The organism is Pseudomonas sp. 15C (assembly GCF_055484735.1).
This window is the reverse complement of the sequence record NZ_JBUDGD010000003.1, coordinates 114,734-140,442: the sequence shown is the minus strand read 5'-3', so window position 1 is coordinate 140,442 and position 25,709 is coordinate 114,734. Positions and strand designations below refer to the sequence as shown.

At 60.2% G+C, this 25,709-nt stretch carries 18 protein-coding genes; 6 read left to right on the top strand and 12 right to left on the bottom strand.

The features are described 5' to 3' along the window. Positions 1-46: 46 nt before the first annotated feature. The 10 genes from ACYYKW_RS03385 to glnE all read right to left on the bottom strand — a co-directional run bounded on the left by ACYYKW_RS03385 (position 47) and on the right by glnE (position 12,911). Complete coding sequence (locus ACYYKW_RS03385) at positions 47-955, bottom strand: glycosyltransferase family 2 protein (protein WP_090280625.1); 909 nt, start codon at positions 953-955, stop codon at positions 47-49. After that, positions 948-2,702 carry a carbamoyltransferase family protein gene (locus tag ACYYKW_RS03380; protein WP_090280623.1) on the bottom strand — a complete coding sequence of 585 codons (1,755 nt, stop codon included), beginning with the start codon at positions 2,700-2,702 and terminating at the stop codon, positions 948-950. The genes ACYYKW_RS03385 and ACYYKW_RS03380 overlap by 8 nt, the downstream gene beginning before the upstream one ends. Before the next feature lie 116 nt (positions 2,703-2,818). Beyond that, positions 2,819-4,288: a lipopolysaccharide kinase InaA family protein gene (locus tag ACYYKW_RS03375; RefSeq protein WP_464989407.1), complete on the bottom strand. Its 1,470-nt coding sequence runs from the start codon at positions 4,286-4,288 to the stop codon at positions 2,819-2,821. Then, positions 4,288-5,040, bottom strand: coding sequence for a lipopolysaccharide kinase InaA family protein (locus ACYYKW_RS03370; protein ID WP_093105547.1), 753 nt, complete (start codon positions 5,038-5,040; stop codon positions 4,288-4,290). Before ACYYKW_RS03370 ends, ACYYKW_RS03375 begins: the two co-directional genes overlap by 1 nt. After that, complete coding sequence (locus ACYYKW_RS03365) at positions 5,037-5,771, bottom strand: lipopolysaccharide kinase InaA family protein (RefSeq protein ID WP_090280612.1); 735 nt, start codon at positions 5,769-5,771, stop codon at positions 5,037-5,039. Before ACYYKW_RS03365 ends, ACYYKW_RS03370 begins: the two co-directional genes overlap by 4 nt. Next, entirely contained in the window at positions 5,771-6,577 is an 807-nt protein-coding gene (gene rfaP / locus ACYYKW_RS03360) for a lipopolysaccharide core heptose(I) kinase RfaP (protein WP_093105551.1), read from the bottom strand. The genes ACYYKW_RS03365 and rfaP overlap by 1 nt, the downstream gene beginning before the upstream one ends. Next, entirely contained in the window at positions 6,577-7,698 is a 1,122-nt protein-coding gene (locus tag ACYYKW_RS03355) for a glycosyltransferase family 4 protein (protein WP_336355873.1), read from the bottom strand. Before ACYYKW_RS03355 ends, rfaP begins: the two co-directional genes overlap by 1 nt. Continuing rightward, positions 7,698-8,759, bottom strand: a complete 1,062-nt coding sequence (gene waaC / locus ACYYKW_RS03350) for a lipopolysaccharide heptosyltransferase I (RefSeq protein ID WP_093105561.1) — start codon at positions 8,757-8,759, stop codon at positions 7,698-7,700. Before waaC ends, ACYYKW_RS03355 begins: the two co-directional genes overlap by 1 nt. A gap of 1 nt (position 8,760) precedes the next feature. Next, entirely contained in the window at positions 8,761-9,795 is a 1,035-nt protein-coding gene (gene waaF / locus ACYYKW_RS03345) for a lipopolysaccharide heptosyltransferase II (RefSeq protein WP_090280601.1), read from the bottom strand. 176 nt (positions 9,796-9,971) lie between these two features. Continuing rightward, positions 9,972-12,911 (bottom strand): bifunctional [glutamate--ammonia ligase]-adenylyl-L-tyrosine phosphorylase/[glutamate--ammonia-ligase] adenylyltransferase, encoded by a 2,940-nt coding sequence (gene glnE, locus ACYYKW_RS03340; protein ID WP_464989406.1) that lies wholly within the window; start codon positions 12,909-12,911, stop codon positions 9,972-9,974. 384 nt (positions 12,912-13,295) lie between these two features. On the opposite strand from glnE, the gene aceE reads away from it, so the two are divergent. The 5 genes from aceE (at position 13,296) to msrA (ending at position 23,398) form a co-directional block, all read left to right on the top strand. Then, positions 13,296-15,941, top strand: coding sequence for a pyruvate dehydrogenase (acetyl-transferring), homodimeric type (gene aceE / locus ACYYKW_RS03335; protein ID WP_090280595.1), 2,646 nt, complete (start codon positions 13,296-13,298; stop codon positions 15,939-15,941). An 11-nt stretch (positions 15,942-15,952) separates the two neighbouring features. Continuing rightward, entirely contained in the window at positions 15,953-17,911 is a 1,959-nt protein-coding gene (gene aceF, locus ACYYKW_RS03330; RefSeq protein ID WP_464989405.1) for a dihydrolipoyllysine-residue acetyltransferase, read from the top strand. A gap of 274 nt (positions 17,912-18,185) precedes the next feature. Beyond that, positions 18,186-19,583 carry an alkaline phosphatase D family protein gene (locus ACYYKW_RS03325; RefSeq protein ID WP_464989404.1) on the top strand — a complete coding sequence of 466 codons (1,398 nt, stop codon included), beginning with the start codon at positions 18,186-18,188 and terminating at the stop codon, positions 19,581-19,583. A gap of 243 nt (positions 19,584-19,826) precedes the next feature. Further along, positions 19,827-22,523, top strand: coding sequence for a putative bifunctional diguanylate cyclase/phosphodiesterase (locus ACYYKW_RS03320; protein WP_203420454.1), 2,697 nt, complete (start codon positions 19,827-19,829; stop codon positions 22,521-22,523). 209 nt (positions 22,524-22,732) lie between these two features. Continuing rightward, entirely contained in the window at positions 22,733-23,398 is a 666-nt protein-coding gene (msrA, locus tag ACYYKW_RS03315) for a peptide-methionine (S)-S-oxide reductase MsrA (protein ID WP_464989403.1), read from the top strand. Between the two features lie 129 nt (positions 23,399-23,527). On the opposite strand, the gene ACYYKW_RS03310 is transcribed toward msrA, so the two are convergent. Then, a complete protein-coding gene (locus ACYYKW_RS03310) occupies positions 23,528-24,367 on the bottom strand; it encodes a 23S rRNA (adenine(2030)-N(6))-methyltransferase RlmJ (RefSeq protein ID WP_464989402.1) in 840 nt (279 codons plus the stop codon). Positions 24,368-24,699: 332 nt separating this feature from the next. On the opposite strand from ACYYKW_RS03310, the gene ACYYKW_RS03305 reads away from it, so the two are divergent. Next, positions 24,700-25,116 carry a hypothetical protein gene (locus tag ACYYKW_RS03305; protein ID WP_464989401.1) on the top strand — a complete coding sequence of 139 codons (417 nt, stop codon included), beginning with the start codon at positions 24,700-24,702 and terminating at the stop codon, positions 25,114-25,116. A 25-nt stretch (positions 25,117-25,141) separates the two neighbouring features. Here the strand turns inward: ACYYKW_RS03305 and ACYYKW_RS03300 are convergent, their stop codons facing one another. Next, positions 25,142-25,462 carry a hypothetical protein gene (locus ACYYKW_RS03300; protein ID WP_336355880.1) on the bottom strand — a complete coding sequence of 107 codons (321 nt, stop codon included), beginning with the start codon at positions 25,460-25,462 and terminating at the stop codon, positions 25,142-25,144. Positions 25,463-25,709: the final 247 nt, after the last annotated feature.

Genomic DNA, 25,709 nt, shown 5'->3' with positions numbered 1-25,709 from the left:
ACCCAGCCACCTCATCCATAATCAGGTACACACTCTTCCCTGCGATTTACCGAAATAATGATCGCAATGCCTTTCGCGCGTAGGACCAACGCTTGATCGTGCGCCAGTCAGCACGCAAGGCCTTTAAATAGAAGTCCTTGGCCAATTGGTATTCGCCGTGCGAGTAGCAATCGCGAAACAAGGACAGACAACGCTGTGCCAGAAATGCCTGACGCAAATCCTGCATCTGTTCAGGCATGCGCCGGCGGGAGAACACTTCGTTGACCACCTGATCGGTGCCGGCCGCAAGGCTTTGGCGCAAATCATGGCGCATGCTGTCCGCATGCTTGTGAATGAGCGCCAACGGTTCGTTCACGACGCTGCATGGAAAACGCGCCAGAACCTGGGCAAATACCGGCAAGTCTTCAACGTTGCGCAGATGCTCAGGATAATTGCCCGGGCCGAAAACGCTGCGATGCATCGCACACGCGCCATTTGAAATAGACACGGTCTTGTCCAGCAAGTAACCCTGCAACCGCTGTCGCGGCGCCGCCGGCAGTGGCCTGACGGCCTGCAAGCTACGCTTGCCATCAGCGAACACTGACCAATGCGACCCGATCACCATCCGGCTTTGCGGGTTACCGGTGATGTGTTGCGACAGCGCCGCCAATGCGCCGGGCGCCATCTCATCATCGGAATCGAGAAACACCAGAAACTGCCCGGTGGTTTCCTCGATGCCAAGATTGCGCACCGAGGACAATCCACCATTGCTTTTGCGCAGCGCACGAAAGCGCCCGCCATGCTTGAGCAAGAGCTGTTCGACGACCTGAGGCGTGTCGTCCGTCGACCCATCGTCAATGACCAGTAAATCCGCCACCGCCTCGTCCAGCTGCGCCAACACCGACTCCACTGCACGTGAAAGCGTTCGCGCGTAGTTGTAGACCGGAATGACGACGCTGATCAGTGTCTCAGTCAAGTTCGTATCCTTTCACACCCTCTTTCACGACCAGAATATCTTCCATGATCAGGTATTCCAGATCCGAACCGAAAAACATGTTCAGCGCATCGGTCGGCGAACAGATCATCGGCTCGCCACGACGATTGAGCGAGGTGTTCAGCGATACACCGTTGCCGGTGAGGTTTTCCAGCGCCTTCATCATGTCGTAGTAGCGCGGGTTGTATTCGCGTTTGAGTACCTGGGCGCGAGAAGTGCCGTCTTCGTGGACAACTTCCGGTACGCGGGTTTTCCACTCTTCAGCGACTTCGAAGGTGAACGTCATGAACGGTGCCGGATGATCGATCTTGATCATCTGCGGCGCAACGGTGTCGAGCATCGACGGGCAGAAAGGCCTCCAGCGCTCGCGGAACTTGATCTGGTGGTTGATCCGGTCGGCCACGCCGGCGACGCTCGGGCAACCGATGATCGAACGACCACCCAAGGCACGCGGGCCGAACTCCATGCGCCCCTGAAACCAGGCGACCGGGTTGCCGTCGACCATGATTCTGGCGATCTGCTCCGGCATGTTGTCGAGCTTGCGCCAGGCCGGCTTGTTGGCGTGACGGGCGCACGCGGCGATCACGTCTTCGTTGCTGTAGGACGGACCGAGATAGACGTGTTCCATCTTCTCCACCGGTACGCCACGGGCATGCGACACGTAGGCGGCGGCGCCCACTGCGGTGCCGGCATCGCCGGAGGCAGGCTGCACGAACAGCTCCTTGATGTCGTCGCGGGCGATGATTTTCTGGTTCAGCTTGACGTTCAACGCACAGCCACCGGCGAACGCCAGCTTGCCGGTTTCCTTGAGCACGTCGCCCAGATAGTGGTCGATCATCTGCAACGCCAGCTTCTCGAACAGCGCTTGCATGCTCGCGGCGTAATGGATGTAAGGCTCGTCAGCGATATCACCTTCGCGCTTCGGGCCCAGCCATTCGATCAGCTTCGGTGAGAAGTAAAAGCCTTTGCCCTTCTCCTTGTAGCGACGCAGGCCGATCACGTTGGCGTAGTCGGTGTTGATCACCAGCTCGCCGTTCTCGAACGAGGCCAGACGTGAAAAGTCGTACTTGCTGGCATCACCGTAGGGCGCCATGCCCATGACCTTGAATTCGCCGTCGAGCATTTCGAAGCCGAGGAACTCGGTGATTGCCCCGTACAGACCGCCGAGGGAGTCCGGATCGAAGAATTCCTTGATCTTGTGGATCTTGCCGTTTTCGCCATAGCCGAAGAAAGTCGTGGCGTACTCGCCCTTGCCATCGATCCCGAGAATCGCGGTTTTTTCCTTGAAACCGGAGCAGTGGTAAGCGCTGGAGGCGTGGGCCAGATGATGCTCGACCGGCTCGATCTTGATCTTTTTCGGATCGAAACCCAGTTGTTCAAGGCACCAGACGATCTTGTTGCGGTAGCGCTTGTAGCGGCGGTTGCCCATCAGGATCGCATCGAGGGCGCGATCCGGGGCGTACCAGTAGCGCTTGGCGTAGTGCCAGCGGGCCTTGCCGAAGAGGCTGATCGGGGCAAACGGGATCGCGACCACGTCAACATCGGACGGCTTGATGCCGGCCTGTTCCAGACAGAACTTCGCCGACTCGTAGGGCATGCGGTTCTTTGCATGCTTATCGCGTACGAAGCGCTCTTCCTCAGCCGCCGCCACCAGCTTGCCGTCGATGTACAAGGCTGCTGAAGGGTCATGGCTAAGGGCGCCGGACAGGCCAAGAATCGTCAATGCCACAGGGGTCTAGCCTCTTAAGTCTGCGTACAGGCGCGATGCGCCTTGAAAAATTGATGTATCCCCGCACAGGCGAGAGACAGCTAAAGCGCGGGATTATAGCGTAAACGAGAGGGGAATTACCCTGTGCGATTGGCCGAGGATGAATCGGCCACCTCATTCGGTAACCGCTGATCGATGACCCGATACAATGCACTGCCTTGCGGCCAGTTACGCATGAATCGCGCGCGGTCACGGACGTAAGCCTGCGCGAAACTGCCGACAGAGCCGTGCTGGCACATCGAGTCCAGATCGATCAATGCCCAGCGATCCTCCTGCCAGAATACGTTGTGGCCCTTGAAATCACCGTGACTGATGCGCTCGCTGATCAATTGCGCGAACAGCAGATCCAGTGCCTGCAGTTCCGCCTCGGGGGCTTCGCCACTTTCGACATAAGGCGCAAAGCGCTCGATGATGTCCGGTCCCGGCAGGAACTCGGTCACCAGACAGGCGCGACCGCGCAGCCAAAGAAAACGTTTTTCCAGCACGGCCAGTGGTTTGGGTGTGGCGATCCCGAGAAACGCCAGGCGATTGCCTTCGCGCCATGAGTGCCACGCACGGCTCGGCCGCCAGAAGCGCTTGAGCCAGTGCGCGAATCCCTTGATGTTATAGCGCTTGATCACCAGCGTGCGCTCGCCCACCTGAACCTTGCCGACGCTCGCCGCGCCGCCGGTCTTGTAGAGATGCCCCTGATCAAGCAATGCATCGGCCTGCTCCAGCACCGGCACCATCGCCGCTTCTTCTTCGCGGCGGATCGCCCGCAGGCCGAATGCGCCGCGCCGTACGCTGAACAGCGTACATTCGCGGCCGACCTTGAGCAGGAAGTCCTTCAGTCGCCAACGGCGCACTTTGTCGATCTGTTTCTGCAAGGCTTCCAGCGGCAACGCGTGCTCGCTGTTGCTCAGCAGGTAATACACCAGCAACTCTTCGGTGAACGGTTCAAGCGTCTTGGGCAACTGGGCGAAAAACACCCCGAGGTTTTCCAGAACCTTTTGCCGCGACAACGGTTGCCCGGCGGTTTCCGCGCGAATACCGGCGCCGTCGATCAAGTACAACTGGCCGCCATGGCGCAGCAGATTGTCCAGGTGCAGGTCTTCCTGCCAGAGGCCTTTGCCGTGCAATTGGCCAATCGCGCCCAGCGCCTCGGCCAGCACCGCGGACTGCTCGTCAGCTAAAACCGGCAGGGACTCGACTTGCGCCCAGGCGTCGCCAAGGCTTTCAGCGTTTTCAAGAAACTCGAAGAGCAGCCAGCCGCCCTCGCCACTGGTCAACCCATCGGCCAGCAGCAGCGGTGTGGTCATGCCTTGCTCAGCCAGCAGACGCACGCCTTGCAGCTCACGCTGAAAATGCCGCGCGGCCTTGCTGCCAACCAGCAGTTTGGCCAGCACCGGCCGGCCGCGCCAGACGCCGGCGCCCACATAACGCTGCCCCGGCAATACCCGCAGCAGACTCAACAGTTGCAAGTCGGCACTGCCGGCGGCATCGGCCAGCGTTACTGTCAGCGGCAGCGCCGGGGTACGCCCTACATTGGCCAGTTCGGACAATCGCATCAGCGCGTCTCCTTGTGCGTGCGACGCGCGGTCAGCCGGGCAAGCCAGCTGTCGACCAGCGAGCTGTCGCCAGGCTGATCCAGATAAGCGGCCAGCAACTCGCGCAGTTGCGCCTCGGTCCACTGCGGCGCACGGCGCTGCAGCGGCTCCAGATCCTTGATGCGGTCGCGCACGCCAAACAGCAACGGCCGGGTCTTTTCCAGATCGATCAATTGCGCCTGGTATTCGTCACCCACGGCCCGCAAGAAAATATGCTTGGGATAAAAACAACCGTGCACCTGACGCACACCATGCAGGCGCTGCGCCAGCTGCCCGCAGGCACGCAGGATCGCCGACTGCTGCGCGCGGTCGAGTTGCGCCCAGCGTTGCAACAGCGAATCCAGATCGTTCCAGCCGTCCAGCGCGCGGGTCAGCAGAATCGCGCGAACCTCACCGTTGACCTTGCGCTCACCGAAAAACGCCGCTTGCAGCGCCGGTATGCCGAGCTTGCGATAGCGGCTGATGTTGCGAAATTCGCGGGCAAAACTGGGCTCGCCGAACGGCGCATGCAGCGTGCGCGTCAGATAGTTGCTCTGGCGCTTGAGGTAATACCCCTGCCCCTCCAGATTCAGACGAAACACACTGCTCCAGCCACCGCCGGCGGTATTGGGTTCGTCCACGGCCTCAAGCTCTTTTGCCCACAGCGCATCAAAAGTGTCCAGGCCATGACGCGCCAGCAGTGCGCGGTCATCTTCGGCCAGAAAATCAGTCATTCACGTCCCTCGAAAAATCTCACCACGTGCCGAATCCGCTTCTTGTCGGCGCTATCAAGCCGATCGCACTGGCGATACTGCTTGTAAAAGCGCAGGCGCTGGGTGTTCGACAGGTGATATTTGGCGAGCTTGTCGAGACAGGCCAGATCCTTGGTGATCCGATACTTGAGCCAGAAGCCACGCCAGAACTCGCCATTGGGGCAGTCGATCAGAAAGATGTGCGCCTGATCGTCAATCAACAGGTTGCGCCATTTCAGATCGTTATGGGTAAAACGGTGATCGTGCATTGTCCGGGTATAACCGGCCAGTTGCTGACTGATGCCGTCGACCCAGGCGCGATCCTTGAGTTTCGGGTCCTTGCGTTCGGCAAGCGCAGAGAGGTCTTCGGTATGCGGCAGTTCGCGGGTGATCATCGCGCCGCGATCATACGCTGCACCGCGTCGCTCAAGACCCCAGGCGACCACTTCGGCAGTGGGAATGCCCCACTTGGCGAAGCGCTTGAGGTTCTGCCACTCCATCTTCACCCGCGGCTTGCCGAGGTAACGGCGCAAGCCTTTACCGGCGCCGACGTAGCGTTTGACGTAGTAATTGACGCCGTTGCGCTGCACGCGAATCACCTCGGACAACGGGTCGCGGGTCAGGCGCTCACCTTGCAGGGCAAACACCGCTTCGAGACTGCCGAAATCTTCGGCGAGGTCGCTGTAGGCCGGCTCCAGAATCCACCCCGCCATCAGAGCGCATCCCCGTAACGCTGTTTGCGTGCGTAGAGCTTGTCGGCCTTGCCTTGCAACCAGTTCAGCAGCGGCGCTTCTTCGGCAAGGATCTGGCGCAGCGGCTGCTGGAAATAGTCCTTGAGAAAACGCAGCTTGTCGCGGCGGGTCAGGCCGATGTCCAGCGCGGAAAAGTACAGCGCCGCCAGATCCTTGTTGCGCCAGCGCTGGGTAATCGCCGTGCGGGTCTGCGCGCGGTGCAGATCGATCACCGACAGCTTGAAATCTTCCGGCGTCACCGGTTTATCGGTGTGCAGCAGGAAGTGACAGATGTAGCAATCGCGGTGATTGACGCCGGCACGGTGCATCATGCCGGTCATGCGTGCGACCTCGGCAATCAATGCGCGCTTGAGTTTTGGCTCGGGCGGCTGCTTGACCCAGTCGATGCTGAAATCTTCCAGGCTGATGGTCGGCGCCAGTTCTTCGGTAACGATGAACGAATGCTGATCCGCCGGGTTGCTGCCCTTCTCGCCATAGGCGACAGCGGTCATGGTCGGCACGCCGACTTCCTGCAGACGCTGAATCGCCTGCCATTCCTGGCCCGCGCCGAGCACCGGCAGCTTGGCCGTCAGCAGGTTCTTGAAGATTTCGCCCCAGCCGATGCCACGGTGGATCTTCACGAAAAATCCGTGGCCATCGACTTCCGTGCGCAGTGTCCGGCGCGCTTCCAGCTCGCGGTATACCTCGCCCTGCAAGCCTTCGACTTCGGCGAACGGATCGCGTCCGGCCCAAAGGCTTTTGAACGGTTCAGCCAGCATCAACTTCATTAAGCGTGCTCCGCCAGAATCACATCGGCCGCGTGCTGCGGCATGCTGTAAAGGTCGGCCGTCTCGGCGAAGGCCAGACCATTGCGGCTCCAGGCCGCCCGTGCAGCGTCGTCGCTCAACATGTCAGTCAGGTATTGCGTCAACTGCGTCTGCTCGAAGGGTTCGTCCAGTACTCGCCCGGCGTCGGCCTCGGCGATGTAATGGGCATAACCGCAGACCGCGCTGACCAGTACCGGCAGGCCGGCGACCAGCGCTTCAAGCAGCACAGTGCCGGTGTTCTCGTTGTACGCAGGGTGGATCAACAGGTCGGCGCCGAGCAGAAAACGCGGGATATCGCTGCGGCCCTTGAGGAACGTCACGTTGTCGCCAAGGCCCAACGTCGCGCTCTGCATCTGGAATAACTTGGGGTCATCCTGGCCGATTACAAACAGCCGGGTGCGTTTCTTCAGTTCCGCGGGTAGCGCGGCGAGCGCCTTGAGGCTGCGATCGACGCCTTTGGTCTTGAAGCCGGAACCGATCTGCACCAGCAGCAGCTCGTCGTCCCCGAGATTGAATTCAGCACGGAAACCGGCGCGAATTTCATCGGCATTCGCCGGGCGTCGACGGTCCTGGGCAATGCCCGGCGGCAGCAGATGGAAGCGTTCGAGCGGGGTGTCGTAATGCTTGATGAACAGCGGCTGCTGCACTTCGGAAATCATCAGCACTTCGGTTTTCGCGTCTTTCGCGAACACGGCGCGCTCGTACTCGGCGAAGTGGCGGTAACGGCCCCAACGCCGGTACAGCGAGTTGCGCAGATTCTGTGCTTTGTCTTCGAAGCAGCCGTCGGCCGCGTAGTAGACGTCGAGTCCGGGCATCTTGTTGAAGCCGATCAGCCTGTCGACCGGACGCCTGGCAAGATCTGCTTGCATCCACGCACTGAGCTTTTCGTTGCGGCGATGGTTGAACAATGCCTTGACCGGCGCTACCAGCACTTCGAAGCCCGGCGGCACGTCGCCTTCCCAGATCAGCGTGTAGACGCGGATCTGATGGCCGCGCTGCTGGCATTCGAGGGCGATGCGCATGAAGTCGCGCTGCAAGCCACCGAACGGGAAATATTTGTACAGGACGAATGCCAATTGCATCAGCGCAGCTCCTCAGCCATTAACAACGTGCTCAGTCGGCTGGCGACACGCTCGGGGTTTACACGCGTGAAGCACAGTGGCTGTTCACGCTTGAGGTCAAACTGACGGGCATCCTGCGCGGTCGGTTGATAGGTACATTTCTTCTGCATGCACGGCGCGCACGGAAAATCGCTGGCCAGGTGAATCTGCAGTTTGCCGTAAGCGCCGGTCAGGCCCGGGTTGGTCGGGCCGAACAGCGAGAGGGTCGGCACGTCCAGCGCCGCGGCCAGATGACCGAGGCCGGTGTCCACTGCGACGCAGGCTTGCGCGCCGGCAAGGACTTTGCCGACGCCGGCCAGATTCAGCTTTGGCAGCACTTCGGCATGTTTGAAGCCAGCGGCGATTCTTTCGGCTCGCGCTTTTTCCTGCTCATTGCCCCACGGCAGCTTCACGCCGACGCCAAGGTAGCCGACCCGTTCGGTCAGCTCGCGCCAGTAGATTTCCGGCCAGTGCTTGGTGTCCCAAGTGGTGCCATGCAGGAACACCACGAAAGCGTTCTTGCGCGGCAGCTCGACCAGGCGCTCGACGTTGAGGCCATAATCGCCCAGGCCTTTGGGCAGGTCATAGCCCAGCGCGATGGCGAACAGTTGCCGTACCCGCTCGACGGCGTGCTGCCCACGGGCCACGGCCAGTTTGCGATCATAGAAACGCGCCGCCAGCGGCTCACGGGCCGAGGTTTTATCGAGGCCGGCGACCGGGGCTTTGACGTAGCGGGTCAGCCAGGCACTTTTCAGCAGGCCTTGAGCGTCGATCACCAGATCGTATTTATTGGCGCGCACGCTTTGCTTGAAGCGCTTCCATTCGCCGCTGGTGAGGGTCTTCCACAGATTCTTGCGCCAGCGGCGGATCGCCACCGGGATCACTTTGCCGACCGCCGGGTGCCAGGTCGGAATCTCGGCGAAGCCTTCCTCCACCACCCAGTCGAACTTGATTCCGGGGATCGCCCGGGCCGCGTCGGTCAGCGCCGGCAACGCGTGAATCACGTCGCCCAGCGATGAAGTCTTGATCAACAGTACCCGCAACTTAATGAACCTCGACCACGGAGCCGTGCAACTTGTGCAAGGCGTCGTTGACGGCGTCCGGCATCAATTGGCGCAGGCAGTTGTAATGGCCGAATCGGCACGTACGGTCGAAGCACGGGCTGCATTCGATGCCCAGGCGCACCACTTCGACCTGCTCGGCCAGCGGCGGGGTGAAGCCCGGCGAAGTCGAACCGTAGACGGCGACCAGCGGGCGGTTCAACGCAGCGGCGACGTGCATCAGGCCGGAGTCGTTGGACACCACCGAGTCGGCACACGACAGCAGGTCGATGGCTTCGGCCAGCGAAGTACCACCACTGAGATTCACCGATTCCTCGCGCAGGCCCGGAATCAAACGCGCGCGGATGTCTTCGCCGACCGCGTGATCGTTTTTCGAGCCGAACAGCCACACTTGCCAGCCTTCGCGAATGCGCGCTTCGGCGACCTTGGCGTAGTGCTCGGACGGCCAGCGCTTGGATTCGCCGAACTCGGCGCCGGGGCACAGGGCCAACACCGGGCGGTCGAGGCTCAGGCCGAACTTGGCCAGCGCCGCTTCGCGGGTCTGCGGATCGATTTGCAGGCTCGGCCGCGGGTAGGGTTTCGGCAATTCAGCGTTCGGCTCGTAGGCCAGGGCCATGAAGCGCTCGATCATCAGCGGATAACGTTCTTTATCCAGCGTGCGCACGTCGTTGAGCAGGCCGTAACGAAACTCGCCGCGCCAGCCGGTGCGCTTGGGAATGCCGGCAAAAAACGGCACCAGCGCCGACTTCAACGAGTTGGGCAACAGGATCGCCTGATCGTACTGCCCGGCGAGGGATTTGCCGATGCGCCGACGCGTCGCCAGTTCCAGCGCGCCGTGGCCGAGCGGAAAACTCAAGGCCTTGCGCACTTCGGGCATGCGCTCAAGGATCGGCCGGCTCCACTCGGGCGCCAGCACGTCGATTGCGCATTGCGGGTGGCGCTGCCTGAGACACTGAAACAGTGTCTGCGCCATCACCATGTCACCGACCCAACTGGGCCCAACGATCAAAATATTCATGTGCTTTCCAAAAACGAACCGGGGAGGCAATTACGCCTCCCCGCCTCGAGAATCACTGAGGGAGCGGCGCTGCTCGCGATGGGGTCGTTACATTCCACAATGATGTCGTCTGATACTCCGCTATCGCGAGCAGGCGAAGGCCTACAGGGTTTTGCATTCATCCATACATCTGTGGATCAGCTTAGCCCCAACTCACGCCAGATTCGCATGACCTGTCGGCGCTCTTCGACAAACTGGTCGCCCGGGATCACCCCGGCGTCCTTTTGCAAGGCCTGCCGGTGCGCGGCCGAGCGGTAGGCTTTATAGGCCTCGCGCAGCAGGCTGGCATCTTCGGCAGGCATCAGCCCTGCGTGTTCCAGCTCTTCCAGAATGCGGATGTTATCGGTCCAGCGCAGCAGCGGCGGGTGGCTTTGCGACCACGCCAGAGCCGCGTATTGCACCATAAATTCAATATCGACGATACCTCCGGCGTCCTGCTTGAGGTCGAACGAGGCTGTGGCCTCGAAGGCATTGGCCGCCGTGCCGGCCGCGGTGCTCCTGGTGCCGAGGTTGTCGCGCATCTTCGCGCGCATCTCGCTGACCTCCTGCTGCAGCTTCGCCAGATCACGGACCTTGCCCAATACCTGCGCGCGGACTTTCTCAAACGCCTGACCGACATCCTGACTACCGACCAGCACCCGCGCCCGCACCAAGGCCTGATGTTCCCAGGTCCAGGCTTCATTTTCCTGATAGCGCGCGAAAGCGCCGAGCGAGCTGACCAGCAACCCCGCCGCACCGGAGGGCCGCAGCCGCATGTCGACCTCATAAAGCTGGCCGGAGTTGGTCTGCGCCGTCAGCAGATGGATGATCCGCTGCCCCAACCGCGTGAAGAATTGCGCACCGTCAATCGACTTCGGTCCGTCGGTTTCCGCCTGCGGATCGCCGTCGTGAATGAACACCAGATCCAGATCCGAACCATGCCCCAGCTCCAGACCGCCGACCTTGCCATAACCGACAATAATGAAGCCGGGGTCGCACGGGGTGCCGTCGGTGCGCAGCGGCGTGCCGTATTTGGCCACCGTCTGGCGCCAGGCCAGAGCCAGTACCTGTTCGAGAATCGCTTCAGCCAGCCAGGTCAGGTAATCGCTGACTTTCATCAGCGGCAGGCTGCCGGCGATTTCCGAGGCGGCGACGCGCAAGCGGTGCGCCAGTTTGAAATGGCGCAGGGCTTCCATCTGCTGCTCGAGGTCGTCTTCGGGAATCCGCGTCAGCCGTTCGCGCAACTCGGCGGCCAGCTCCGGCGCCAAGGGTGGCTTGAACAGGCGGCCCTCATTCAGCAACTCGTCGAGCAACAGCGGGAAGCGGGTGATCTGTTCAGCGATCCAGGGACTCGCCGCGCACAGCGTCAACAAACGCCGCAGGGCACCGGGGTTCTCGGTCAGCAGCACCAGATAAGCCGAACGCCGAGCCACCGCCTCGACCAACGGCAGCACCCGTTCAAGCACCAGATCCGGATTGTCATGCTCCACCGCCTGTGCGAGCAGACGCGGAATGAACGCATCGAGTCGCTCTCGTCCCAAACGCTGCATCGCACGCAATTGCGGACTGCTGCGCAACCCGGCCAAGGCTTTCAGGGCTTTGCTCGCATCGGCAAAACCGGCTTCCTGCAACTGACGGCAGGCTGCTTCTTCGTCCTGCGCCTCTTCCCAAAGTGGCAGCCATTCACCGCCGACCACCACTTCGTTTTCGGCGCCCTCTTCTTCGTCGGGATCGGCGATCACCTGGGCGAAATGCCAGGCCACCCGGCCGCGCCAGAACATCAGTTTCTCGTGGAAAGCGTCCCAATCGGCGAAACCGAGCATGAAGGCAATGCGCGCCTGATCCTGTGCGCTGTCCGGAAGCATCTGGGTCTGGCGGTCGGCGATCGCCTGGATCGCATGCTCGGTATAACGCAGGAATTCGTAGCCTTCACGCAGCTCACTGACCACCGCCGGTGGCAGATAACCCTGCCCCTCCAGTGTGCTCAACACCTTTAATAGAGGGCGCTGTTGCAGGCTCAGGTCGCGCCCGCCGTGGATCAACTGAAAGGCCTGGGCGATGAACTCGACCTCGCGGATGCCACCAGAGCCCAGTTTGATGTTGTCGGCCATGCCCTTGCGCCGCACTTCCTGCTGGATCAACTGTTTCATGGTACGCAGCGCTTCGATCGCCGAGAAGTCCAGATAACGCCGATAAACGAACGGCCGCAGCATGTCGAGCAATTGCGCACCCGCGACCTGATCGCCGGCCACCACCCGCGCCTTGATCATCGCGTAGCGTTCCCAGTCGCGGCCCTGATCCTGGTAATACTGCTCCAGCGCGTTGAAGCTCAGCACCAGCGCGCCGGACGAACCGTACGGACGCAAACGCATGTCGACACGGAACACGAAGCCGTCAACGGTCATCGGGTCGAGCGCCCTGATCAAGCGCTGGCCGAGACGGATGAAGAACTCCTGGTTGTCCAGCGAGCGCTTCACCCCGACGGTCTCGCCGCCTTCGGGATAGGCAAAAATCAGGTCGATGTCCGACGACAGGTTCAATTCGACGGCGCCGAGCTTGCCCATGCCGAGAATGACCATTTGTTGCGGCAGACCGCTGCGGCGCCCGGTCGGCGTGCCGAACTGTTCGCAATGACGGCTGTACAACCACTGACAGGCTTGATCGATGGTGGCATCGGCCATGTCCGAAAGATCGCGACAGGTCTGCACCAGATCGGCCTGGCGGGTGAGGTCACGCCAGATGATCCGCACCTGATGCCGGGCGCGCTGGCGGCGCAGGGCGCGGCCGAGTTCATCTTCGCTCTGCGCGGCATTTACCGCAGCAGCAATTTGCGTGCACAGTTCGCCCGGCGCAAACGCCCGGTCGAGTTCACCGGACTGCACCAGCGACAGCAACATCAAAGGGTCACGAACGCTCTGTTCAATGACAAACTCGCTGGCGGCGCTGACGCGGGCGAACTGCGCCCAGCGCTCGGGCGTCCAGTTCGCCAGACCGTGATCGTCATCCAGCGTGGCGACGGCCGTACGGAACGACTGCTCGGATCGATTGACCAACGGCAGGAGAATGGCGGGCAGTTCGGCAAGCACGGGCAGGGTCATGGTCTATCCTTGATCGGCGTGTAAATGGCCGCTTGTAGTGATTGGCGAAAAGCCGCTACCCGCCGGAGTGTCGAACAAAAGTTAGAAATAGCTGAAAATTCATTGTCATTGGCAGCGAATATCAAAGTTTCACCTTTTTCGGATGGCAAAAGACCAACCTTAACGATTATTCTCACAACGCAGTTGGAGGCCACGAGCCATTCTTCTGTAGTTTTACTACTCGTCTATACATTCGAAAGGCTGAAATGCCGGAAGATTTGTAGTAAAACTACACGCCGCCGGAACAACCTGTCGGCAATCCAAGAATTTTAAATCGTCTGCCCACAAGGCCAGTCGCAAACTCAGGCAACCGATTCTGGAAGCCTTTCCGCCCTGGAGCAAGCCATGCAAGACCTCGATCCCGTCGAAACCCAGGAATGGCTGGACGCCCTGGAATCGGTTCTCGACAAAGAAGGCGAAGACCGTGCTCACTATCTGATGACCCGTATGGGTGAACTGGCGACCCGCAGCGGTTCGCAGCTCCCTTACGCCATCACCACGCCTTACCGCAACACGATTCCCGTTACCCACGAAGCACGCATGCCTGGCGACCTGTTCATGGAACGCCGCATTCGCTCGCTGGTACGCTGGAACGCGATGGCCATGGTAATGCGTACGAACCTGAAAGATTCTGACCTGGGTGGTCACATCTCCAGCTTCGCTTCCAGTGCGACCCTGTATGACATCGGCTTCAACTACTTCTTCCAGGCCCCGACCGACGAACACGGCGGCGACCTGATCTACTTCCAGGGCCACACCTCGCCAGGCGTTTACGCCCGTGCCTTCATGGAAGGCCGCATCACCGAAGACCAGATGAACAACTTCCGTCAGGAAGTCGATGGTCAAGGCCTGTCGTCCTATCCGCACCCGTGGCTGATGCCTGACTTCTGGCAGTTCCCGACCGTATCGATGGGTCTGGGCCCGATCCAGGCGATCTACCAGGCACGTTTCATGAAGTACCTGGAACACCGCGGTTTCATTCAGCCGGGCAAACAGAAAGTCTGGTGCTTCCTGGGCGACGGCGAGTGCGACGAGCCGGAATCCCTGGGCGCAATCTCCCTGGCCGGCCGCGAGAAGCTGGACAACCTGATCTTCGTCATCAACTGCAACCTGCAGCGCCTCGATGGCCCGGTTCGCGGCAACGGCAAGATCATCCAGGAACTCGAAGGCGTGTTCCGCGGTGCACAGTGGAACGTGACCAAAGTCATCTGGGGCCGTTTCTGGGACCCACTGCTGGCCAAGGACGTCGACGGCATCCTGCAGCGTCGCATGGACGAAGTCATCGACGGCGAGTACCAGAACTACAAAGCCAAAGACGGCGCGTTCGTTCGCGAGCACTTCTTCAACACGCCTGAACTCAAGGCAATGGTTGCCGATCTGTCCGACGACGAGATCTGGAAGCTCAACCGTGGCGGCCACGACCCGTACAAGGTCTACGCGGCGTACCACGAAGCGGTCAACCACAAAGAACAGCCAACCGTCATCCTCGCCAAGACCATCAAGGGTTATGGCACCGGTGCCGGCGAAGCGAAAAACACCGCGCACAACACCAAGAAAGTCGATGTCGACAGCCTGAAGTTGTTCCGCGACCGCTTCGACATCCCGGTCCGTGACGAAGAGCTGGAGAACCTGCCGTTCTTCAAGCCTGAGCCAAACAGCGCCGAAGCCCGCTACCTCGCCGAGCGTCGCGCCGCACTGGGCGGTTTCGTACCGCAGCGCCGCGCGCAGAGCTTCAGCGTACCGACTCCTGATCTGGACACCCTCAAGGCTATCCTCGACGGTTCCGGCGACCGTGAAATCTCCACCACCATGGCCTTCGTGCGGATCCTCGCGCAACTGGTCAAGGACAAGGAAATCGGCCCGCGCATCGTGCCGATCATCCCGGACGAAGCCCGTACCTTCGGTATGGAGGGCATGTTCCGACAGCTCGGCATCTACTCGTCCGTCGGCCAGCTCTACGAGCCAGTCGATAAAGACCAGGTGATGTTCTACAAGGAAGACCAGAAAGGTCAGATCCTTGAAGAAGGCATCAACGAAGCAGGCGCCATGAGCTCGTTCATCGCCGCCGGTACTTCGTACTCCAGCCACAACCAGCCGATGCTGCCGTTCTACATCTTCTACTCGATGTTCGGCTTCCAGCGTATTGGCGATCTGGCCTGGGCTGCCGGCGACAGCCGTACCCGTGGCTTCCTGATCGGCGGCACCGCCGGCCGTACCACCCTGAATGGTGAAGGTCTGCAGCACGAAGACGGTCACAGCCACCTGCTGGCCGCGACCATCCCGAACTGCCGCACCTACGATCCGACCTACGGCTACGAGCTGGCGGTGATCATTCAGGACGGCATGAAGAAGATGACCGAAGAGCAACAGGACATCTTCTACTACATCACTGTGATGAACGAGTCGTACCAGCAGCCAGCCATGCCGGCCGGTGCCGAAGAAGGCATCAAGAAAGGCATGTACCTGCTTGAGGAAGACACCCGCGACGCGGCGCACCACGTGCAGCTGATGGGCTCCGGCACCATCCTGCGTGAAGTGCGTGAAGCGGCGAAGATCCTGCGTGAAGAGTTCAACGTCGGCGCCGACGTGTGGAGCGTTACCAGCTTCAACGAACTGCGTCGCGACGGCCTGGCCGTAGAGCGCAGCAATCGTCTCAAGCCTGGCCAGAAGCCTAAGCTGAGCTACGTCGAAGAATGCCTGAACGGTCGTAAAGGTCCGGTCATCGCCTCTACCGACTACATGAAGCTGTTCGCCGAGCAGATCCGTCAGTGGGTACCGTCCAAGGAATTCAAAGTCCTGGGCACCGACGGTTTCGGCCGCAGCGACAGCCGCAAGAAACTGCGTCATTTCTTCGAAGTCGACCGTCATTTCGTGGTGTTGGCAGCCCTGGAAGCACTGGCTGACCGTGGTGATATCGAACCTAAAGTCGTGGCTGAGGCCATCGTCAAGTTCGGCATCGACCCGGAAAAACGCAACCCACTGGACTGCTGAGGAGACATTTTGTGAGCGAACTCATTCGCGTACCTGACATCGGCAGCGGTGAAGGTGAAGTAATTGAACTGTTTGTAAAGGTCGGCGACCGCATCGAAGCCGACCAGAGCATCCTGACTCTGGAATCGGACAAGGCCAGCATGGAAGTGCCGGCCCCGAAAGCCGGCGTCATCAAAAGCCTGAAAGTGAAGCTGGGCGACCGCCTGAAAGAAGGCGACGAACTGCTCGAGCTGGAAGTCGAGGGCGCTGCTGAAGCGGCACCTGCTCCGGCGGCGGCTCCGGCTGCCAAAGCTGAAGAAAAACCGGCTGCGGCACCTGCTGCTGCCGCACCTGCCGCTGCACCTGCTGCCGCTTCGGTACAGCAAGTGCACGTGCCGGACATTGGTTCGTCGGGCAAGGCGCAGATCATCGAGATTCAGGTCAAGGTCGGCGACACCGTCGAAGCTGATCAATCGCTGATTACTCTGGAATCCGACAAGGCGAGCATGGAAATCCCGTCGCCTGCCGCCGGCGTGGTCAAGGCCATCAGCGTCAAGCTCAACGACGAAGTCGGCACTGGCGACCTGATTCTGGACCTGGAAGTGGCGGGTGCTGCGGCGCCTGCTGCGGCCGCTCCGGCTCAGGCTGCCGCGCCTGCTGCCGCCGCTGCGCCAGCGCCGGCTGCTGCTGCTGCTCCGGCGGCACCGGTCGCCGACAGCGTTCAGGACATCCACGTGCCGGACATCGGTTCGGCCGGCAAGGCCAAGATCATCGAAGTGCTGGTCAAGGCCGGCGACACCGTCGAAGCCGACCAGTCGCTGATCACCCTGGAATCCGACAAGGCCAGCATGGAAATTCCATCGCCTGCCGCTGGCGTGGTCGAAAGCGTTTCGATCAAGCTGGATGATGAAGTCGGTACCGGCGATCTGATCCTCAAGCTGAAGGTCAAAGGCGCTGCGCCTGCTGCAGCTCCAGCTCCGGCGGCCGCTGCAGCACCGAGCGCTCCGGCACCTGCCGCTGCTGCCGCACCTGCTGCTGCCGCTCCAGCTGCCGCACCGGCCAAGCCAGGCGCGAAAGTTCACGCAGGTCCGGCCGTGCGTCAACTGGCCCGCGAGTTCGGCGTCGAGCTGAGCGCTGTCGGCGCCAGCGGCCCGCACGGTCGTATCCTCAAGGAAGACGTGCAGACCTACGTCAAAGCGATGATGCAGAAGGCCAAGGAAGCACCGGCCGCTGCTGCTGGCGCAACCGGTGGCGCGGGTATCCCGCCGATTCCGGTCGTCGATTTCAGCCGTTTCGGCGAAATCGAAGAAGTGCCGATGACTCGCCTGATGCAAGTCGGCGCTGCCAACCTGCACCGCAGCTGGCTGAACGTGCCACACGTCACGCAATTCGACTCGGCAGACATCACCGAGCTGGAAGCCTTCCGTGTGGCGCAGAAAGCCGTGGCCGAGAAGGCTGGCGTCAAGCTGACCATCCTGCCGCTGCTGCTCAAGACCTGCGCGCATCTGCTCAAGGAGCTGCCGGACTTCAACAGTTCGCTGGCGCCAAGCGGCAAAGCGATCATTCGCAAGAAATACGTGAACATCGGCTTCGCCGTCGACACTCCGGATGGCCTGCTGGTGCCGGTGATCAAGAACGTCGACCAGAAGAGCCTGCTGCAATTGGCAGCCGAAGCGGCTTCGCTGGCTGAAAAAGCCCGCACCAAGAAGCTGTCCTCGGACGAGATGCAAGGCGCCTGCTTCACCATTTCCAGTCTCGGCCATATTGGCGGCACCGGCTTCACGCCGATCGTCAACGCGCCGGAAGTGGCGATCCTCGGTGTGTCCAAGGCAACCATCCAGCCCGTCTGGGACGGCAAAGCCTTCCAGCCGAAACTGATGCTGCCACTGTCGCTGTCCTACGATCACCGTGTGATCAACGGCGCCGCTGCCGCGCGCTTCACCCAGCGTCTGGGCAGCCTGTTGGGCGACATCCGCACCATCCTGTTGTAATCCAAACGGCCCTCCGGCAACGGAGGGCCGCTTGCTGCACCCTTTCGAGCGCCACACGCTCGTACCTCAACCCCGTCATCTGGCGGGGCTTTTTTTTGCCTGAAGAAAAACCTTTTCCTTCCTTTTCCTACAAGTCGCGTTGATATCGGCCACAGCACTGGTCGGCTTGTCACCGATCTTTTATGTCCGGCACGCAACTAACCTAGGCACAGCCACCGCAACTAATAAAAGTTAGCAAACCCAGTTAATTCAAGTTACTTCGAATGGATTCGACATGTTAAAACCAACTATCGGGCCGATCGTCGGCCACGTTACAACCAATCATGCACGTGTATTTCTGCGTGGCGACCGTCAGAACAATTCGCGAGTGTTTGCCGCAGTACGTTATCGCCCAGCTGGTGCACAACAATGGTCAAAAGGTATCTTTGCGCATCTGAGCGCTACACGCGACGTGTCACATGTGTTTGCCCTCAACAACTTGAGTACAGACACCGAATATGAATATCAGGCCGGCTGGTTCAGTCCGATGAGTCCGGTGCATACGCCGGACAGCGTCGCCGAGCTGCCGCTGCAATGGCCGCGAGAGATCTATCGCCTGCGTACCCGCTCGAGCAAGCCGATGCAGCCCCGGGCCTATATTGTCGGTTCGTGTCGCTATTTGCGCATGACCGCGGGGATTGCCTCACTGCCACAGCTGGGCGACCGGATCTTTGCTTCGATCAATCAAGTGATCGAGGGTATTGAGCCACCGATCAGTGCAGTATTGATGACCGGTGACCAGATCTATGTCGACGATCTGAATCGCATTGCGCCGGATCGTGAGTATCAGGATATTCTCAGAAAATACCGTGCGGCGTTATCGCAACCTAATATAAAACGGCTGATGTCCGGCACTTCGACTTACATGATTCTTGACGATCACGAAATCGAAGATAACTGGCCGGCCAATGCCAATAAATCCGACGTTGACTTGTTCCGCAACGCGATGGCGGCCTATGAGTTGTATCAGGCCAGTCACAGCCCGGTACATCCATTGACAACTAACGGCGAAATCAATCGCTCTTCGCTTGAGCATTACTGGTATCAGTTCAGCGACGGCGATATCGAATGGTTCGTGACGGACAGTCGTACCCGGCGCAACTTGTCGGCCGATGATCGGCGCATTCTCGATGAAGCTCAGGAACAGGCCCTGCTCAAATGGCTGATCCACAGCGAAGCGCGGGTCAAGTTTGTGGTGACCAGCGTGATGTTCTATCCGGACCGCAAACTTCATGGCGATGACGCCTGGAAAGCCTTTCCGGAACAACGCCTGCGCCTGCTGGAAACGATTCGCACTCGACGGATCATGAACGTTGTGTTCATTTCGGGTGATGTTCACGGTTCGCTGACCGCGCGCCTGAGCCACAGCGAAGACCCGGACTTCGAGGTGCACACGGTAGTGTCATCGCCGCTGTGCAACAGCAAACTGCTGCCGTATGCCAAAGCGTCGACGTTCATTCTCGATCAGCCACTGGTGCGCACAGCCGCCGGGGATTATCGGCATGAACTGACCAGCACGGTGGTCAGTGAGGACAATTTTGCCCACCTGGTGGTCGAGGCCAGGCAGATCCAGGTCAACTATCACGACCGTGACGGCAAACGCCTGCAATCAATCGTCATTTCCCTACGCTGATCAGTGGGTGCACTGGGCGCCGTTGCTGAGCATCAACCGCTCTGGAACGGCGCTCTGTCATGCTCCGCGCATTAGTTTTGTGCACTGGCTGGAGAAATGTTCAGTCCAGCCGACATATTCTTATAGCACTTGGCCTTCATCTCTCTTGTCAGTCGGGGCCGCAATGATGCAACCTTGCCGCAGGCAACAGTTAAGAGGGCGCGAGCCCGGCGCGTTCAGCATATTTCCAAGCGAGTTCCCTTCATGAAGAGCCAACCCGATGCCGCCAGCCGTATGGCGGCCGAGGTAGTGACGCAGTTGCCTGTGCCCTCGCGGCTCGGCATGCTGCGTTTCGAGCGCTTGAATGAAGCCAGTTGGGCCATGTTGTTTCTCGATCCCAACTGCGAACGCCAGTTCGGCCAGCCGGCGGTCGAGCTGTGTGCGCTGGTCGGCTCGCCGTATGCCAGCCTGATGGAACCGGAAGCGCGCTATCAATTGCATGATGCGATCCAGCAACAGCTCACCGTCAGCCCGCATTATCTGGTGCGCTACACCCTGCACACCGCCTCCGGGGTGCTGAGCATTCTGGAGCTGGGTGAAGCCTATAAACAGCACAATCGGCATCTGCTGCGCGGTTACCTGCTGGCGGTCGACGACGTATTCAGCGAGCCGCCGCTACTGCCCTCTGTCGACCTCGAGACGCAGAACTCGCGGCTGCAGATCGCCCTTGAACTCAATCAACGTGCGCAGCAGGAACAACTGCAGCATCTGGAGCGCGTGCGCGCCCAGCAGGAGCTGATTCTGCTGCTCGCCCGTCAGCGCTACAGCACGCACAATTCCTTGCAGGAAGCTGCCGAGCTGATCACCCGCTGCGCATGTGATATCTATGAAATCGACTGCGCCAGCCTGTGGAATCTCGAGGGCAATCTGCTGGTGCCGATCTCGGCTTACCATCGCGCGACCCAGGAATACATCCTTCCGGACGTGATCGATATCGGCAACTTCCCCGACTACCTGGAAGCGCTGCATGGCAGCCGCGCCATCGACGCCCACAACGCGATGCGCGATCCGCGTACCCGCGAGATGGCCGAAGCCCTGCGCCCGCGTGACGTCAATGCCATGCTCGACGCAAGCATCCGCGTCGACGGCCAGGTGGTCGGCGTGCTCTGCCTGGAGCAGACCGGCGTCACCCGCGCCTGGCAGTCCGACGAGATCGCGTTTGCCGGTGAGCTGGCCGATCAGTTCGCGCAAGTCATCAACAATCACAACCGCCGCACCGCCACCAGCGCCCTGCACCTGTTCCAGCGTGCGGTCGAACAAAGTGCCAACGCCTTTTTGCTGGTCAACTGCGACGGTGTGGTCGAGTACGTCAACCCGAGCTTCACAGCGATCACTCAGTACTCCACTGAAGAAGTCCACGGCCAGCGCCTGTCGGAACTGCCGGCGCTGGAAAACCTCAGCGAACTGCTGTTCGACGCGCCCTCGGCGCTGGCCCAGAGCAACAGCTGGCAGGGCGAATTCAAAAGCCGCCGGAAAAATCTCGAACCGTACTGGGGCCAGTTGTCGATTTCCAAGGTGTACGGCGACAACCGTGAGCTGACGCATTACATCGGCATCTACGAAGACATCACCCAGACCAAACTGGCGCAGCAGCGCATCGAGCGCCTGGCTTATACCGACAACCTGACCAACCTCGGCAACCGTCCGGCCTTCATCCGCAACCTCGACGAGCGCTTCGCCCGTGACAGCGATACGCCGATCAGCCTGCTGCTGGTGGACATCGACAACTTCAAGCGCATCAACGACAGCCTCGGCCATCAGACCGGCGACAAACTGCTGATCAGCCTGGCCCGGCGTCTGCGCAACAGTCTCAGCCCAAGCGGCAGTCTGGCGCGCTTCGCCAGTAACGAATTTGCCGTATTGCTCGACAATACCGACCTCGAAGCGGGGCAGCGGATTGCCAGCCAGTTGCTGCTGACCCTAGACAAACCGATGTTCGTCGATAACCAGTTGATCAGCGTCACCGGCTCGGTCGGCCTGGCCTGCGCACCACTGCACGGGCGCGACCCGCAGACGCTGATGCGTAACGCCGGTCTGGCGCTGCACAAGGCCAAGGCCAACGGCAAACACCAGTTGCAGGTGTTCACCGAAGCGCTGAATGCCGAGGCCAGTTACAAACTGTTTGTCGAGAACAACCTGCGCCGCGCCCTGACCCAGAACGAACTCGACGTGTTCTATCAGCCCAAGCTGTGCCTGCGCAGCGGTCGCCTGCTGGGCATGGAAGCGCTGCTGCGCTGGAATCACCCGGAACGCGGGATGATTCGCCCGGATCAATTCATCAGCGTCGCCGAAGAGACTGGCCTGATCATTCCGATCGGCAAATGGATCGCCCGTCAGGCCTGCCGTATGAGCAAAGCCCTGACCGCTGCCGGCCTGGGCAATCTGCAAGTGGCGATCAACCTGTCACCCAAGCAGTTTTCCGATCCGGACCTGGTCGCCTCCATCGCCAACATCCTCAAGGAAGAAGCGCTGCCGGCCAATCTGCTCGAGCTGGAACTGACCGAAGGCCTGCTGCTGGAGGCCACTGAAGACACGCACTTGCAGCTCGATCAGCTCAAGCGTCTGGGCCTGACCCTGGCCATGGACGACTTCGGTACCGGCTATTCATCGCTCAGCTATCTGAAAAAATTTCCGATCGACATCATCAAGATCGATCGCAGCTTCATCCACGAAATCCCCGACAATCAGGACGACATGGAAATCACCTCAGCGGTGATCGCCATGGCCCACAACCTGAAACTCAAGGTGGTCGCCGAGGGCATCGAGACCGCCGAGCAACTGGCATTCCTGCGTCGTCACCGCTGCGATGTCGGCCAAGGCTACCTGTTCGACCGGCCGATTCCCGGCGCCGAACTGATCCCGGCGCTCAAGCGCTATCCGCGCGGGCCGCTCTGCCTCTGATCCACCGCAGTCCTCCTGCAGGAGTGGGCCTGCTCGCGATAGCGGTCCGTCTGTAACTTCTCTGCTGACTGACCCACCGCTATCGCGAGCAGGCTCACTCCTACAAGAGCGGTTGAGTACCCGTACATTTTGGGTAGTGATTAACCGGGCATCATTGGGCACACTGGCGGTCTGACTTTTCACATCCAACCTGACTGAGAGGAACGATCATGGTTCTGCGCTCGGAAATTCTGGTGAACAAAAACGTGCTTCCAACCAAAGAACAAGCCCTGCCCGGCCGCGAAACCGCGATGACCCTGCCTGAAAAGCATTTCGTCTTCGAAGACACCCCACTGCTCGGCCCGTTCTTTCAGGACGTCGACTTCGCCATCTTCGGCCTCGGCTGCTTCTGGGGTGCGGAACGGCGCTTCTGGCAGCGCGAAGGCGTGGTCAGCACGGTGGTTGGCTACGCTGGCGGCTTCACGCCGAACCCGACTTACGAAGAAGTCTGCTCAGGCCTGACCGGCCACGCCGAGGTGGTGCTGGTGGTGTATGACAAGGCCAAAGTCAGCTACGAAGAACTGCTGGCGATGTTCTGGGAACTGCACAACCCGACCCAAGGCATGCGCCAGGGCAACGACATCGGCACGCAGTACCGCTCGGTGATCTACGCAACCTCTCCCGAGCAACTGGACGCCGCACTGAAAAGCAAAGCGCTGTACCAGGCGGAACTGGCGAAGGCCGGGCTGGGCGAAATCAGCACCGAAATCGACCAGGCGCCGACCGTGTATTTTGCCGAGGCGTATCACCAGCAGTATCTGGCGAAGAATCCGGAAGGATATTGCGGGATCGGCGGCACCGGCGTGTGTATGCCGGCGAGTCTGGCGGGCAACTAACACCGACTGATCGTTGCCACGCTCTGCGTGGGAATGCAGACCGGGACGCTCCGCGTCCCAACAGCGGACGCAGAGCGTCCATTGAGGCATTCCCACGCGGAGCGTGGGAACGATCAATCTTGCTGTTTATCAGCTTTCCGCGATCAGCCAATCCATCTGCCAGCCACCCTGAGTCTGGCCAAGCTTCTTCGACAACCACGGCAGCAACTCGCGCAATTCTTCCTCCAGCCCCCACGGCGGATTGGCAATCGCCAGACCGGAGCCGTTCAGGCTGTTCGGCGTATCCAGCGGATGCACCAGCAGTTCCACGCGCAACAACTTCGGCGCACCGGTGCCGGCCAGGTCCTGATAGAAACGCCGCAACGCGCGCTGATCCTTGACCGGGTACCAGATCGCCGCCACGGTCTGGCGCATGCGCCCGATCGCCTCTTTCATCGACGCTGCGCAGCGCTGCATTTCATCGAGTTGTTCAAACGGCGGATCGATCAACATCACCGCACGCTTTTCCTGCACCGGCAACATCGCCCGCGCGACATGCCAGCCTTCGCCCAGATGCACTTTCACCCGGCGATCACCGGCCATGTTGTCTTTGAGCAGCACACCATCTTCAGGGTGCTTCTCATTGAGCATCACCCGGTCCTGTGGGCGGGTCAGACGCCGCGCCAGCTCCGGCGAACCAGGGTAATAGCGCAACTGGCCATCGGGGTTCATCTCATGCAGCACGTTCATGTAGTCAGCGGTCAGCGCCGGCAGATCCGGTTGATCCCACAAGCGCGCGATGCCTTCCAGGTACTCGCCGGTACGGTTGGCCTGATCGCCCTGCAAGTCGTACAGACCGATGCCGGCGTGGCTGTCGAGATAGGCAAGCGGCTGCTCCTTGCGCGACATCAGGGCGATGAGGCGGGTCAAGGTCAGGTGTTTGAACACATCGGCGTGATTGCCGGCATGGAAGGCGTGACGATAATTCATGGCTGCTCCTGCGAAGGGCGCAAAGTTTACCTTTTACCGCGTGGCAAGTCAGGGGTTGGCGGCCGAGCGGACGAAAGCCTGGCCCTCTCCCGGAGGGAGAGGGCCAGGGTGAGGGGACTGATTGAGGTGATCTTGCGGCTTATGTCGATCTGAAAGATCAGCGCGAACTTAAGCCTGGCGAAGCAAAGTGCGCCGCTGAAGTCGCAGGTCGGCGCACCTCACCCAGACAACTCGATCAGTCCCCTCTCCCTCTGGGAGAGGGTTAGGGTGAGGGTTTTTGCTTTTAACGCAGTTACACTTGCGAAAAATCAGAGACAGGAAGTCAAAAACTCATGCGATACCCGTTCATTTTCCTACTCGGCGTGCTAAGCCCATATCTCGCACTTGCCGACGAAAACCGCACCGATCAAGCCAGACAAACGCTTAAGAACTACGGATTGAGCGAGTGCATACTCAAGCCATTCAATCAAAAGTCTGCGCTGGAGCATGACATCGAAATGTCCGCCGGCGCCTACTCGCACTTTGGCAAAGGCATGCACACCGTCATGGAAAATGAAGATACGCATAAGGTTTTACACGATCCCTATAAAGAAACCAGAAACTATATGTTTGCGGCTTCTGACCAGATATCTGCCAACAGAGATTACTCGGACAAAAAAATGATATTCCATGGTTGCCTACAGGTGTACAACTCAGAAGCGTTCGACCGTTTTATCCGGACTCAGGATGCTTACATCGTTGATGATTGACATCTTTTGATGTTGCTTTTAAGCATCAGGAAGGCATCTCGCGCAACCGCCTGCCGATGACATCGAGCACATCACAGCCGTCACGCAAGGGAATCACGCAAAGCCGGGCGAAGTCGCTGAGGATGACGGAGTCGCATTCGACCGAGCCGCGCATGCACATGTTTTCCAGTACCTGAATCACGGCGCGCAAGCGGTGATTGGCGGCTTCCATGAGGATGTCGAGGGGGACGTGGGTGTCGATGAACAGCGTTGGCATGTCGCTGCAATTGTCGGTCAGCGCCATGAAGCGGTTGTCCGGGTGAGGGATGATTTTTTTGTAGGGTGGATCGGGATGCATATTGGTCATTTGTCAGCTCCATGATTGATAAAGGTGAGCCGCCAATTCACCTTCCTACAGGTTTGGGTGGCAGCTGTGCGCAAGAGTAGGAACCGAGCAATCATGGACCTCGGTCACGCCGAAGCGTGTCCCACGCACAGCCGCCGCGAACGATCTTAGGGACTTGAACCAAGCTCCATAAGAAACCAACGAACTGTAACGCCATGAAAGCAAGGGTTCCTACACCCTGTCACCACTCCCGCAGTGACAACGAAAA